Below are 14,120 nucleotides of genomic sequence, written 5' to 3'. Positions count from 1 at the left end.
TTCTGATTTCTACTTTTTAAAATTAAAGTTATAGCGGTTTAACATGCAATGTCAACAACATTGTGCGAAAAAAATCATGAAACAACTGTAAAGTTGAAATAAACTTCTGTTATTTGTAACTATAGCTACAGGCATGGAGTTGTTTCATATAGGATTTTTAACAGTAAGATTACTTGATATAATTGATGTATTAATTGTAGCATGGGTGCTGTATAAACTTTATCGTTTGCTGAAAGGTGGTGTTGCTATGAATATCCTGATTGGTATTCTCACTATATATTTTCTCTGGTGGCTTTTTGTGAAAGTGCTCGATATGCAATTGCTTGGTGCATTGTTTGGACAGTTTATTGGTGTTGGGGTCATTGCACTCATCATTGTTTTTCAGCAGGAGCTGCGGAGGTTTTTAATTTTTGTAGGCTCAAATACCATTTTCACCCGTGGCGATTTTTTTAAAAATCTTTTTCATGGAAATTTCAAGCTGCAACAACCTGTTGAGTTAAGTGTAATGCCCATTGTTCGTGCCTGCGTTTCAATGTCAAAAACAAAAACAGGAGCTTTGATTGTTGTTACCAGAAAAACCGATTTGAATTTGTTTGAAGGTACCGGTGATTTTATGGAAGCCGAAGTTTCCAAACGGCTTTTAGAGAGTATTTTTTTTAAAAATAGCCCTTTACATGATGGTGCTGTCATCATTCGTGGCAATAGAATTCGTGCAGCACGCTGTGTTTTGCCGGTAACAGAAAGTTTGGACGTTCCTGCAAATTATGGAATGCGTCACAGAGCGGCATTGGGTATAACAGAACAGAGTGATGCAATTGCTCTGGTAGTTTCGGAAGAAAATGGACAAATTTCTATTGCTGCAGGTGGATCGTTTTATGCCAACCTTTCGCCAGATGAGTTGGAAAAGAAATTAAAAGAACTGATGGAGTGAGGTATGCTGCCATCATATCAAAATAGAAATTTTGATTTTGTAAAGGCTTTCTTGCGGAGCAGATACCTGCATATTTTAATATTTGGTTAAAGTATGGTTAAATCATAAAGTTAAGCTGTTGATTAATATCATATTTGCCTCTTACAGAAATTAGATTAGCGGATATTTTAATTCATCTATCTTTGGCAGAGAATTTTTAATATGTCATCCGTATCATTCAACAATCTGAAGGTTGCATTTGCTTATAAGAGCGATGCAGATCTTAAAAGAGCCTATTGGTTATTCAAGCTCATCAATGTTAACTTTCTCGTAAAAATTGGTCCCGGAATCACCAATGCAGTTTTGAAAATGGGTTTACCTATTAAGCCATTGATAAGGGCTACCATTTACAAACATTTTTGTGGAGGAGAAACCATTGAACAATGCACAGAAACGATAAATAATCTAGGAAAATTTGGAGTAGGCTCTATCTTGGATTATTCTGTAGAAGGACACCACAACGAATCTGATTTTGATCATAGCTGTGCAGAAATTGTTAAAACCGTAAAGCATGCAAGTGGAAAGAAGAACATTCCGTTTTCAGTATTTAAGGTTACCGGTGTTGGCAGGATGGATTTGTTAGAGCGTGTCAGTAGTCAGGTTTTACTTACTGAAGCTGAAGAAGCAGAATTTCAGAGATTAAAAGCCAGAGTTGAATCAATTTGTAGGACGGCAGCAGAGAATAGTGTGCGTTTGTTTATTGATGCTGAAGAAACATGGATTCAGGATGCTATTGATACCATGGTTGATGACATGATGTTGAAATACAATAAAGAAAAAACGCTGATTTTTAATACCGTTCAACTTTATCGTCATGACAGGGTTGCATTTATGAAAGAGAATATTGCAAAAGCCCGTTCAGGCAATTACAAAGTAGGATATAAATTAGTGCGTGGTGCGTATATGGAAAAAGAAAGAGAACGCGCAACAACGAATGGTTATCCTTCACCAATACAACCCGATAAAGCAGCATGTGATCATGACTACAACGAAGCAGTAAAGTTGTGTATTGATAATATAGACATGGTTGCTGTTTGTGCAGGCACACACAATGAAGAGAGCAGCGCCTTACTCGCAAAACTCATGGAAGAAAAAGGAATTGCAAATTCTGATGAGCGTGTTTGGTTTTCCCAACTGCTTGGCATGAGCGACCACATCAGTTTTAATCTTGCCAATGCAGGTTATTGCGTTTGTAAGTATGTGCCTTATGGACCTGTGGTGTCTGTGTTACCTTATTTATTCAGACGTGCTGCTGAAAATACCAGTATGAGTGGTCAGATGGGTCGCGAATTGAGTATGATTACGCAAGAGATTGAAAGACGTAAGAAAGAAAAATAGTTTAAGAAAATCGAGCAATATCCACATCTGCCATTAATGGTTTATCGTGTGCAAGATGACTGGCAAAATGTTTTGAAAAATAAGGTGCCAGCATAATACCTTTTGTGCCAAGCCCATTAAATATTCCAATGTTTTTATGTTTTGGATGTATGCCGATAAAAGGTCTTCTCTCTTTTACACTTGGTCTGATGCCTGCTTTCTGATCAACTATTTCAAAGTCTGTTTTCAAAACTGCATGCAGCTTTTCGGTTAAAGTGTTTCTGGCGCTTTCTGTTGTGTCTGTTGTTAAATCATTCCATTCGTAGGTTGAGCCTACTCTGAACAACTGATTGCCTATTGGCAGAATAAAAATGCCATGATTTATAATTTGTTTTTCTGAAAGTGTATTGCAACGTATTGTCAGTATTTCTCCTTTGGAAAGCTGATAGGGCAGATAATTAAAAAATGGATTACTGATGCCATCTGCACCTTCACAGAAAATTATTTTATGAGCTTCTATATTTTTATAAATTATTTTATTGGAAAATTGTAAATCGTTAAAGTTGAATTTTTCTGAATGGATAATCCCCATCTTCAGGTATTGGGTTTTTAAAACATTAACACATGCAGAAATATTTACATAGCCACTGTTTTTTAATTCAATTGCACCATAAGGGCAATGGACAGATTCAATTGTGTCAGGTGCTAAAAAGCAATTTATGTATTTGCCGATGTCGTGACTTGATGCACGATTTTGCCATTCATTCCATTCTTTAACAGAAGCCGGAATTTCCACCACCGGCATTTCATGAATATAAGTTTCCCCAAAGTGTGTTCCTAATTGAGAAAAGAGTGCTTTTACTTCTGCAAGGAGTTCATCAGCCATCCATGTTCTTACAATGCGCCTTCCTGTAACCGGTAAAAAAATTCCTGCCGAAACCTGTGATGCAGCGGTGTTATTGAACTCATCAATAATTACAACTTTTTTTTCAAACTGTAAAAGATTCCATGCAAGTAAACTTCCGGCTAAACCATTTCCGACTATGATAAAATCAGTTTTCATGTGGGAAGGTTTGTTCTTGTCATAGCAATTTAATTCGTAAATCTGATGCTTAAAAGAGAGTTGAACACAATGCTATAGGCGTTCAATAACAAATTCGGCTTTATTCATCTTTCTTCTTTTTACGTTTTTTCTTTTCATCTTTTTTGCCGGAATCATCTTTGGTGGCATCTTGTTTTTTATCTTCCTTGGTGTAGGCAACCAATGCTAGTTGAGTTCCTTGTTGACTGATTGCAATTCTGTAAAAATTCCCAACCGACTTACTGAAGTCTGCAAGTTCTGTCCACCCGTTCTCAGGCTTACTACGGTCAAACATCATCAATTTGCCTTCGTAGCCGATAAGCAGTTTACCATCTTTTGTCCACACATAATCTTCAACACCTTTTTTAAGTTGGCAAACACTTCCAATCAATCCTGAATTTATTGAAAACGACATAAGCATATATCCGTTGGTGTCTGCTTTGTCAACATAGCTTATTTCATTATCACCGTCAGGAATAACAGCAATACAGCGTCCAATATTTTTTGCCAATGGGATAAATTGCTCACCCGGCATTTCGTAAATATTTAATTCCATTACATTGTTGTTTAGATCAGCAACAGCATAGGTGCTGTCATTTGCAATACAGTAATAGGCAACAGAATCAGATACACCAAGAAGCTGAAATTCATTAGTTCCATCCATTAGTATTCTGTACAAACGCTGACCTTTATCTGCATCAACTCTCACAACAGTAAATCCTAAATCATCTGTCGTCACCCGTGGTGAAAATTCACTTTCAGGTGTTTCTGTCAGCCTTGTGTTGGTGCTGTCTTCAAGGTTATAAACAAAAATATCACTCTGTAAAGTGTCGTAATAGGCTACATAATAAACTTTACTGCCGTCTTTAGAAAATGAAGGTTGATTGTCATATCCGGGGCGATGTGTGATATTCAGCGGAGCAGTAAAAAAATATTGTCCTTCGCGGTTCATGCCAAAGCTTGTTAGAAAAATATCTGTTGACATTTGTTGTGCAGATGTTGTCAGTACAGAAAAAATTGTAAGTACTGATAAATAGAATCGTGTCATTTATGTTGTGTTTTTATGATTTTCAAAATGGTGTCGCGTGATGATATAGTTTTTGTTGTAATATCTAAGCTATCAATTTCTGTTTTACTATGCTTGTATGTACGGAGGCGAATTTCCGATTTTTCGTCTAAAAATAAAATTTTTGCAGAATCTGGCATAAAACCAATAAAAATATTTCGTGCAAGGGTTTTGTTAAAGATACCTATTCTCTTTACAACCTTAAAGGTAGCTTCATTGTTGTTTTGTTTGATTAAGCCTTGTTCTTTCAAGAGGTAGTAGTTCTTGTTTAGAAGCATCTCATGTGCATTTTCTGTGTTCAGGTAACCCATACTCAGAATAGTAAGCATTTTAGATGGCGCTATTATAAACAAAGGCAAACTCAGCATAAAAACACCGAAATATATTTTTAAAATAAGGGGAAATTTTCGTCTGACAATGAGTGTAAATGGAATAATGCCACTACATATAATAGCAGCAAAAAGCATGACTACTCTTTCTTCGTGTACAGCGTTTCTATAAATCAAATACAGAGCAATTGAAGTTATGTGCAAGGCAATGGCAATATAGCTAAAAAGTACAGGAATGCGTGGGCTTACCATGAGTAAAATCAAGGATAGCACAAAGCATGAGATTATAGTAATGAGTAGAAAATTCAGGAGTGCTACCATTTAATAAATATTAAGCCAAAAATAGCCAAACAACAGGGTGTTTGTTCAACTCCGGTTGTTGTTTTTTCCATTCAGAAATTCTTTGTGTCTTAATTTTTTCATTTTCACACTGCAATGCAGAAGCTATGCAAAGACGGGTTGATGGTTGCAGGTTATTCAGAAAATCATCAAACAAAGCATTATTGCGATAGGGTGTTTCAATAAATATTTGTGTTTGATTGCGTTGTGCAGATTCTTTCTCTGCTTTTTTTATTGCATTATTACGTTCTGTTTTTTCTTTTGGCAGATAGCCATTAAAAGCAAACTGCTGCCCATTGAGTCCAGAAGCCATTAGTGCTAAAAGTATAGATGATGGGCCTGAAAGTGGCACTACCTTTATTTGCAATTTATGTGCTTCGGCTACAATTAATGCACCAGGATCGGCAACAGCAGGACAGCCTGCATCGCTCAGCATACCAACGTTTTTTCCTGAAAGCAGGTTACTGAAAAATGATGTTTCAAAAACGTTGCCGTCATGCTTGTTGAGTTCATGAATGATGAGTTGCTGTTGTGGTGTAGGGATGTTGCAATGTTTAAGAAACTGTCGGGCTGATTTTGAATTCTCGACAATAAACTCATCCAATGAATGAATAATTTCAATAACAGTTTGAGGCAGATAATCTATTGCCTGAATGCTACCAATAGCAGTAGGAATAAGGTATAAAATTCCTTTTGTTTTTTTGTCAGACAAGTGCGGATTGAGCATAAGCAAACTTTTTCAAAATGCGTTGACAAGCATCGTCAAGTAAGCTAAATACATGCTCAAAATCACTTTGATCGCCATAGTAGGGATCGGGAACAGTTTTTTTGCCCAGTCCTGCATAATCTAATAAAAGATGAATACGTTTTGCCTCAGTTGCATCATTGGCATATTCCAACAGGTTTTCGTAATTATTGTTATCCATTGCAAAGATGTAGTCAAAATTTTTGATATCATCTTTGGTAAAACTACGAGCCCTTTGCACTGAAATGTCAATTCCATATTTGGCGGCAACAGCTATTGAACGTTTATCAGGTAACTCACCGGTGTGATAGTTTATCAAACCGGCCGAATCAACTTGGGCAGCAATACCTGCCTGATTGAGTTTATTTTGCATTATGCCCTCGGCAATTGGAGAACGGCAGATGTTGCCGAGGCAAACCATCAAAATTTTCACCTTAATTTTTGTGATTAAGATTTATTCGCTTTTGCAGATCGCTAATATAGCCTTTGAATTTTTTATCAGTCTCCATCAGGTTGTTGACTGTACGGCATGCATGTAAAACAGTTGCATGGTCTTTGCCTCCACAATGTGCACCAATTGCTGAAAGAGATGATTTTGTGAGGCTCTTAGAAAAATACATTGCCAACTGACGTGCCTGAACCACTTCACGCTTGCGTGTTTTTGATTTTAAAGTTTCTAAAGGCAATTCAAAATAATCACATACTATTTTTTGAATATAGTCAATAGAAATTTCATGTACAGTATTTTTCACAAACTTGTCAATCATTTGCTTGGCAAGTTCAAGAGTGATAGGTTTTTTATTTAATGAAGTCTGTGCAATGATAGAAATGAGTGCACCTTCAAGCTCTCTGATGTTTGTTGTAATACTATAAGCAATATATTCAACAATTTCAGTAGGTAATTCAATGCCGTCATTATACATTTTCCTTTTCAGGATGGCAATGCGTGTTTCTAAATCTGGCGACTGCAGGTCGGCAGACAACCCCCATTTAAAGCGAGATAATAAACGTTGTTCAATACCTTGTAAATCAACCGGTGCTTTATCAGAGGTTAGAATTATCTGTTTATTATTCTGATGGAGGTGATTAAAGATATGGAAGAAGACATCCTGTGTTCTTTCTTTACCAGCAAGAAAATGAATATCGTCAATTATTAAAACATCCATCATTTGATAAAAATGTACAAAGTCGTTTGGTGAATTGTTTTTTACTGCATCAACAAACTGATTCATGAACCTGTCGGCAGGAACATAAAGTACAGTCTTATTCTGGAAATTATTTTTTATTTCAATGCCTATGGCATGAGCAAGATGTGTTTTTCCTAATCCTGTTCCACCATATAATAATAATGGATTAAAAGAAGTTCCACCGGGTTTGTTGGCAACAGCATAACCTGCAGAGCGTGCAAGACGGTTACAATCTCCTTCAATAAAATTGTCAAAAGAATAATTAGGATTCAGTTGTGAGTCAACATCAATCTTTTTTAGTCCAGGAACAATGAATGGATTTTTTATGGTTGTATTTAAACTAACCGGCATTGCTACCTGAGGATTTTTTAGGTTGCCTGTACCTTTTGCAGGAATTTTCACTGCATAAGGTTTTGAGCTGTTCATGTTATTCTCCATCAGGATAGAGTATTCCAAACGGCCTTCAGCACCTAATTCTTTTTTAATGCTTTTGCGCAACAGTTGTATAAAATGCTCTTCGAGCCATTCATAGACAAACTGGCTGGGTACTTCAATAGTAAGTACGTGCTTTTCTAGTTTTACCGGCTTGATAGGTTCAAACCATGTTTTAAAATTTTGTGGACTTACATTGTCGCGTATAAGCTTCAAGCAATTTTCCCACACTTTTTCAACATTTTTCTCTGTCTGTTTCAACACTAATTGTAATTTTAAAAGTTAAGTATTGGTTTGAGGTAAAATTTGGTTTTTAAAGATAGAAGTAAATTTTCAATTGTAAGATAAAATTCAAAAATTATTTTTTGGTGGTTCTCGTTTTTTAATCGAGGTGCAAATATGCTGTGAATATTTTTGAAAAAAAAATTAAATTGCTCTTGCATAATTCAAAACTTTTAACGTAGTGCTATCGGCTGTCAATGTACGCATTTTTTTATCAACAAAAAAATCAATTCTGCCTAATTTTATTCCTGCCCAACCGACCTGAGCCACCAAAACATCTTTATTGTCACGATTTTTATATACGAATGGTTTGTCAATGAATGTATGCGTATGACCACCGATTATTAAATCTATATTGAGCGATTTCTTTGCCAAAACATCATCACTTACCTTTTTATTTGGGTATCTATAGCCTAAGTGTGAGAGGCAAATAATTAAATCGCACTTCTCATTGAATTTTAAATGATGTGCAGTTTCTGCGGCTTTCTCCAAGGGGTCAAGATATTTTGTTTCTCCATACATTTTCTTGTCAACCAACCCTTCCAGTTCAATTCCGAGGCCGAATACTCCAATTCGTACATCTTCTTTTTCAAATATTTTATAAGGAATGGTTTTACCCGCCATAGATGTTCCTTTGAAATCGTAATTGCAAACTATTAGAGGGAAGTTTGCATGTTTCAATTGACTTGACAGTCCATCAACACCATTGTCAAAGTCGTGATTTCCAATAGTGCCGGCATCATATCCAAGTTGCGACATCAATTTTAGTTCTACTTCGCCACCAAATAAATTAAAGTAAGGTGTACCCTGAAAAATATCACCTGCATCAAGAAGTAAAACATTACGTTCTTTATTTCTGATATCATTAATAATAGCAGCACGTTGTGCTACCCCGCCAAGACCAGGATATTTTGGGTCGTTGGCCGGAAATGGATCTATGTGGCTGTGAACATCGTTGGTATGGAGTATGGTTATTTTTGTAACCCTTCTTTTTGCCAATGCCTGAAATGGTAATCCCGTGAGATTGAGTCCTGCAACGCCCACAGCAAATGTTCTTATAAAATCTCTTCTATTTGTCATAAATAATCCTCCCTTCAATTTTAGCAGATAATTTTTCTCCTTTTTTATTTTTTTCTTCCAGGTATTTAATGAGTAGGTCACGAAGTTTCATTCCTGTAGATATTTTTTTTTCTGCATCTGATAAAAAAGATAAATTGTCACCACCATTGGCAAGATAATCAGATGTTGCCACAACATAACTTTTAGAACTGTCGAATGGCATACCTTGAATTTTAGCTTCTGTTACGTTTGAATCATGAATGCGCATTGTTAATCCGGACACGGGCATACCCCCTTTAGCCGCAATAAAATTGATAAGTTTTGAGGTTGTTTCTCCATTCAATACCAGCAATACCATTTCGTTTTCAAATGGCATCAACGAGTATATATTACCTATGGTAATATCGCCTTTGGGCAGTGCTGCTCGCAAACCGCCATTGTTCAGAAAACAGAAATCAATTTTAGAAAAGCTATTATCATGGAAATCGTTTTCCACTTGTTTTAATGCTGCATCTGCAGTGAAATTTCCAAGTAAACCTTCTGGAGTCTTTTTCTGCATGCTCATTTCACTAACAATAATTACACGATCCATAATGGAATCAATGGTGTGCTTATAGGATGAATACGAATTTAAGATTGAGGAATCAACTTGGGTGTAGCCGGGTTTATTAAGAGGGTAGGTGGTGGTTTCTGTTTTTACTAAGTGTGCACTTTGTTTGCATGATGAAAATATAATCGCAATAGCAAGTAAAATATTTCGGAAAGACATACTGGTAAAGGTTCTCAAAATTGAATGCTAAAAGTAATGAACCAAATTATATGAAATGGTTAAAAAAAAATATTTTTTTTGGAATCGGTTTTTTTCAATCCTATTTTTATTTTATGCCAATCTCATTCTCTTATATGTTTATTAGCCATGTCATTGCTGCACAAGTACAGAATTGATAACTTTGCGCCATTATAAAGAACTCAATATCATTATTTCATGCACCTTCGCTTTAAATTAATACTTGTTGTACTTGTTCTGTTCAGTATCAGTGGTTTTGCACAGCGTACAGACAAATCATTCCGAATAAAGGTTTCTGATAACAGAAACTTGCAGTTTACCTCTTATGAATATTTGTTAAAGGATGACAGTGTGAAAATAAGTGGTGTTTCCGACTATGGTAAATCGCGTGTAGTTTATTTAGCAAAGAAATTGAAATCAAAACAAAAGAAATCAATCAGAAACTTTTTAAAAGATTTTCCGGTTGACTCATTGCAAAAAGAATACTTTGATGATTATGCAAACTTCGGTTATATCTCATCCGATCATTTTCCGAGAGTAATTGAGCTTGAAATAAGAATAGGGTTGAAACAGCATTTCAGTAAAGCTTCAAATGCCTACGTTAAAAATTATGCAAGGATGATAGATTTTCTCAATACATTGATAAATGATGATGTAGTAAAAATAAATTATCCGGAATCTGATTTTAAAAAGACTTTTTAAGCCATGAGAACAAAAACATCCAAACAGTTAAAGGTTAACGTTGTTACTCTTGGTTGCAGTAAAAACGTAGTTGATTCCGAAGTGCTGATGGGGCAGCTACGTGCCAATGAAATAGAAGTGGAGCATGAGTCGAAACGACAAGCAGAAATTGTAATTATAAATACCTGTGGTTTTATTGATAATGCAAAACAAGAGTCAATAGACACAATTCTACATTATGCAAAGGAGAAGGAAAAAGGTAAAATCGAAAAGTTGATTGTTACAGGTTGCCTTTCCGAAAGATACAAACCCGATTTAGAGAAAGAGATTAAAGGAATTGACAACATTTTTGGAACACGTGATTTACCATTACTTCTTAAAACACTTGGAGCAGACTATAAGCATGAGTTGATTGGAGAGCGGTTGGTAACAACACCACGTCATTTTGCCTATATGAAAATTTCAGAGGGTTGCGACCGTCCTTGTTCTTTTTGTGCCATTCCATTGATGCGCGGTGCACATATTTCAAAACCAATAGAAGAGTTGGTGCAGGAAGCAAAAATTTTAGCAGCCAAAGGCACAAAAGAATTACTGCTTATAGCACAAGATTCTACATTTTATGGATTGGACATTTATAAGGAAAGAAAACTTGCGAGTTTGATGGAGCAGTTGTGCACCGTTGATGGTATTGAGTGGATTCGCCTGCATTATGCATTTCCTTCAGGGTTTCCACTTGATGTCCTTGATGTAATGCAAAGAGAAAATAAAATTTGTAAGTATTTAGATATTCCACTTCAGCATGCCAGTGACAGTATGTTAAAGAGTATGCGCAGGGGAATTACAAGTGATAAAACAAGGGCGTTGTTAGACACCGTGCGAAATAAAATTCCAAATATTGCCATTCGTACAACATTCATTTCGGGTTATCCGGGCGAGACAGAGCAGGATCATGAAACATTAATACGTTTTCTTGAAGAATTACGATTTGAGAGGGTGGGAGTTTTTACTTATTCGCATGAGGAAAACACGCATGCTTACACATTGAATGATGATGTTGATGAAACAACCAAGCAACGCAGATTAGACGAATTGATGCAGGTACAACAGAATATTTCTGACAGCATAAATCAGAAAAAAATCGGAAAAAGTTTCAAAACACTTTTCGACAGGAAAGAAGGGAACTATTTTGTTGGAAGAACAGAGTATGATTCACCGGAAGTTGATAATGAAGTTTTAGTAGATGCTAATGAAAATTATGTACGTGTAGGTGATTTCGCCAATATAAAAATTACTTCTGCCGAGGCGTTTGATTTATATGGTACACTTAGTTAAACTTTTTTTACAAGAAGTTGTTTTACATCTGTTAATTACAAAACAATGAAACTGTTACTTATTATGTTCGCATTTCTTTTTGGCCCTGCTTCAACAGCTACTTCAATTTATGAGTTTAAAGTAGATGGCCTTTCCGGAGGACAGATTGACTTTTCAAAATATAAAGGCAAGAAAATATTGATTGTAAATACAGCCTCTAAATGTGGATATACACCACAGTACAGCGATTTGGAAAAACTGTATGAACAATATAAAGAAAAATTAGTTATTGTTGGATTTCCGGCAAACAATTTTCTGTGGCAGGAGCCAGGCAGTAATAATGAAATTGCAGAGTTCTGTAAGAAAAATTATGATGTAACTTTCCCGATGGCAGCAAAAGTTTCTGTTAAAGGTAGAGATATGCATCCACTTTTTCGTTGGCTTATAGAACAACCAAATGCAGATTTTACAGGTGGCATTAAATGGAACTTTGAGAAATTTTTAATTGATGAAAACGGAAAACTTATACATCGCTTTCGTTCAAGCGTCTCACCTACAAGCACTGAGATTACAAAATATCTTTAGTCTGTTTAAAATAATTCATTCGACTGATTCCACTGCAACGAATCAGTAATTGAACTATCAGCAGGCATTACGATTTTCAATGCCGGTCCTTTAAGTTTTACCTGTGGTTGAAGATTGAATGTATCTATTGGCGAAATCCAAGTTTTAGAAAGCATTCTATTGCTAACGATTTTGAAGTAGGAGGCAAGATAAGGTTTTAAGTTGCCTTCTTTATCAAAAGAATAACGATAATATTTTGGTCTGGGGATTATTGAGGCAAGAAAGATACTCTCTGCAAGATTCAGTTGCGAAGGAAGCTTACTGAAATAAAATTGTGATGCTTCTTTTATTCCATAAATTCCGGGACCCCATTCAATTGCATTAAGATAAATTTCAAACATCCGCTCCTTGCTTACCAGCCCTTTGTTTTCTATTAACCAAACAATAAGCATCTCCTGAAGCTTACGCGAAATGGTTTTTTCTCGAGACAGAAACACATTTTTCACCAATTGCATGCTGATAGTGCTGCCACCACGAACAAACCTTTTTGCCTTAATGTTTTCAATCATACTTTCTTTAAAGGCATCGGGAATAAAGCCACGATGGTAGAAAAAAGATGGATCTTCAGAGGTGAGAACAGCATATTGCAGATAGTGACTGATTTCATTTAGAGGCGTAAAATCACTGTTTTCAGGACCAATGAGAAAGCTTCGCTGAAGTCTGTCACCATCATAGGCATCAAACAAAAACGTGTTGTTTATTCGAGAAAAATTTTCATCGCCATATTTTTCAATTACCAACTGATTAGCTGTTAAGCCTGAATTGAATATCAGTGAATCGGGGGCTTCCATGTCTAGTGCAAAGTTCAAATCAAATTTTAATCTTCCTTTTGCTTTAAAATTTTTGAAATGGTAGAAAATACCCTTAGGGAGCGATTCAAAGAAGTCATCAGCACTTTCATCAAATGATAATGAAAGTGCATATCGGGGTGATTGTTTTCTGTCGTAAGAGGCTTTTGTTTTAAAATTTATTTTATTGATTGTAATATTTGCAGCACTATCGGTTTCAATCTGCTGATTATTGAATGAGCAAATTCCTGAAAACGAAAGTTTGCTAAAATCAACATCATCATTGGCAATGCGCCAATAGTTTACTCTCAGGCTATCCAGTTCTGTCTTAACCTGAAATATTGTATCCTTTTTTGAAGTTTGTTTTATTTGTAAAGAAATAGCCGAATAGGAAATTTTTGGTTTGTTGTCAACATCAAAGAATGGAAGCCAGTTTTCACCGGATAGTTTTTTAATGTTTAAGGACATTTCATTTTTATCACCATCCATTATAAAGCCTGCCTGCCATTTTTCGGTTTGTATATGGTCGTTGCTGTAAGCAGTAAAGCGACAATTCCCTCTGCGGTTTATGATTTCAGGAAAGTAAAAGTTTCTGGTTTCTTTATTTCTGATTACAGTTATTTTACATCGCTTCAAATTAAAACTTAAGTCAGAGAGGTCTGTTATCTTATTCCAAATGGTAAATACTTTTGAAGCTTGAGTACTTTGTACCTGTGATTTTTCGGTTACTTCCGGTTTGGATTTTCTGAAAAGGAAGGAATAATTACTAATTGAATCTCCTGAAGCAATTTTAATATTAATGTCAGACGCTAAAAAATTGGAAACAGGATTTTTCAGACGAATAAGTTTCAGCAAGGAAAGCTGCACCATAAAAGTATCTGCATAAAACAAGGTATCATTTATAGGAGAAACCAAACTGATGCTTTCAATCTCAATTACTCTAAGTCCATTGAATTTAATTTTTCCAATACTGATGTTGCCTTGGGTTTTAGTATGGAAAGAAGTACAGAAGGAGTTTATTTTATTACGCACGATGGATTCCCTAAGTAGGATAACTCCGCCAACTGCCACAACGAAAACAGTAAGAATAATTATAAAATATTTTTTTATCAAAGCAACATG

Annotated in this window: 14 protein-coding genes; 5 read left to right on the top strand and 9 right to left on the bottom strand. The window is 35.6% G+C overall.

What is annotated here, in order from left to right; genetic code table 11:
- Positions 1-133 precede the first annotated feature (133 nt).
- Positions 134-931 (top strand): diadenylate cyclase CdaA, encoded by a 798-nt coding sequence (gene cdaA, locus V9G42_11000; protein MEI2759944.1) that lies wholly within the window; start codon positions 134-136, stop codon positions 929-931.
- Positions 932-1,132: 201 nt separating this feature from the next.
- Positions 1,133-2,308, top strand: a complete 1,176-nt coding sequence (locus V9G42_10995; protein ID MEI2759943.1) for a proline dehydrogenase family protein — start codon at positions 1,133-1,135, stop codon at positions 2,306-2,308.
- A gap of 1 nt (position 2,309) precedes the next feature.
- Here V9G42_10995 and V9G42_10990 read toward each other — a convergent pair whose 3' ends face one another.
- The 8 genes from V9G42_10990 to V9G42_10955 form a co-directional block, all read right to left on the bottom strand.
- Entirely contained in the window at positions 2,310-3,350 is a 1,041-nt protein-coding gene (locus V9G42_10990) for an FAD-dependent oxidoreductase (GenBank protein MEI2759942.1), read from the bottom strand.
- Positions 3,351-3,450: 100 nt separating this feature from the next.
- Positions 3,451-4,416, bottom strand: coding sequence for a hypothetical protein (locus tag V9G42_10985; GenBank protein MEI2759941.1), 966 nt, complete (start codon positions 4,414-4,416; stop codon positions 3,451-3,453).
- A complete protein-coding gene (locus V9G42_10980) occupies positions 4,413-5,084 on the bottom strand; it encodes a hypothetical protein (protein ID MEI2759940.1) in 672 nt (223 codons plus the stop codon). The genes V9G42_10985 and V9G42_10980 overlap by 4 nt, the downstream gene beginning before the upstream one ends.
- Before the next feature lie 10 nt (positions 5,085-5,094).
- Complete coding sequence (locus V9G42_10975) at positions 5,095-5,829, bottom strand: SAM-dependent methyltransferase (protein MEI2759939.1); 735 nt, start codon at positions 5,827-5,829, stop codon at positions 5,095-5,097.
- Positions 5,807-6,268: a low molecular weight protein-tyrosine-phosphatase gene (locus V9G42_10970; protein ID MEI2759938.1), complete on the bottom strand. Its 462-nt coding sequence runs from the start codon at positions 6,266-6,268 to the stop codon at positions 5,807-5,809. The genes V9G42_10975 and V9G42_10970 overlap by 23 nt, the downstream gene beginning before the upstream one ends.
- 13 nt (positions 6,269-6,281) lie before the next feature.
- A complete protein-coding gene (dnaA, locus tag V9G42_10965) occupies positions 6,282-7,730 on the bottom strand; it encodes a chromosomal replication initiator protein DnaA (GenBank protein MEI2759937.1) in 1,449 nt (482 codons plus the stop codon).
- A gap of 162 nt (positions 7,731-7,892) precedes the next feature.
- On the bottom strand, positions 7,893-8,828 hold the full coding sequence (locus V9G42_10960; GenBank protein MEI2759936.1) for a metallophosphatase: 936 nt from the start codon (positions 8,826-8,828) through the stop codon (positions 7,893-7,895).
- Positions 8,818-9,576, bottom strand: coding sequence for a 5'-nucleotidase (locus V9G42_10955; protein MEI2759935.1), 759 nt, complete (start codon positions 9,574-9,576; stop codon positions 8,818-8,820). The genes V9G42_10960 and V9G42_10955 overlap by 11 nt, the downstream gene beginning before the upstream one ends.
- A 216-nt stretch (positions 9,577-9,792) precedes the next feature.
- Here V9G42_10955 and V9G42_10950 point away from each other — a divergent pair, with 216 nt between their 5' ends.
- The 3 genes from V9G42_10950 to V9G42_10940 are packed head-to-tail and all read left to right on the top strand — an operon-like array spanning position 9,793 to position 12,171.
- On the top strand, positions 9,793-10,296 hold the full coding sequence (locus V9G42_10950) for a hypothetical protein (protein ID MEI2759934.1): 504 nt from the start codon (positions 9,793-9,795) through the stop codon (positions 10,294-10,296).
- 3 nt (positions 10,297-10,299) lie between these two features.
- A complete protein-coding gene (gene rimO, locus V9G42_10945) occupies positions 10,300-11,607 on the top strand; it encodes a 30S ribosomal protein S12 methylthiotransferase RimO (GenBank protein ID MEI2759933.1) in 1,308 nt (435 codons plus the stop codon).
- Between the two features lie 45 nt (positions 11,608-11,652).
- A complete protein-coding gene (locus V9G42_10940) occupies positions 11,653-12,171 on the top strand; it encodes a glutathione peroxidase (protein ID MEI2759932.1) in 519 nt (172 codons plus the stop codon).
- A 5-nt stretch (positions 12,172-12,176) separates the two neighbouring features.
- On the opposite strand, the gene V9G42_10935 is transcribed toward V9G42_10940, so the two are convergent.
- Positions 12,177-14,030 (bottom strand): biosynthetic peptidoglycan transglycosylase, encoded by a 1,854-nt coding sequence (locus tag V9G42_10935; protein MEI2759931.1) that lies wholly within the window; start codon positions 14,028-14,030, stop codon positions 12,177-12,179.
- Between the last annotated feature and the right edge of the window lie 90 nt (positions 14,031-14,120).

The organism is Bacteroidia bacterium (genome assembly GCA_037045145.1).
Classification (GTDB): domain Bacteria; phylum Bacteroidota; class Bacteroidia; order AKYH767-A; family OLB10; genus OLB10.
This window is presented reverse-complemented; position numbering and strand designations above follow the sequence as displayed.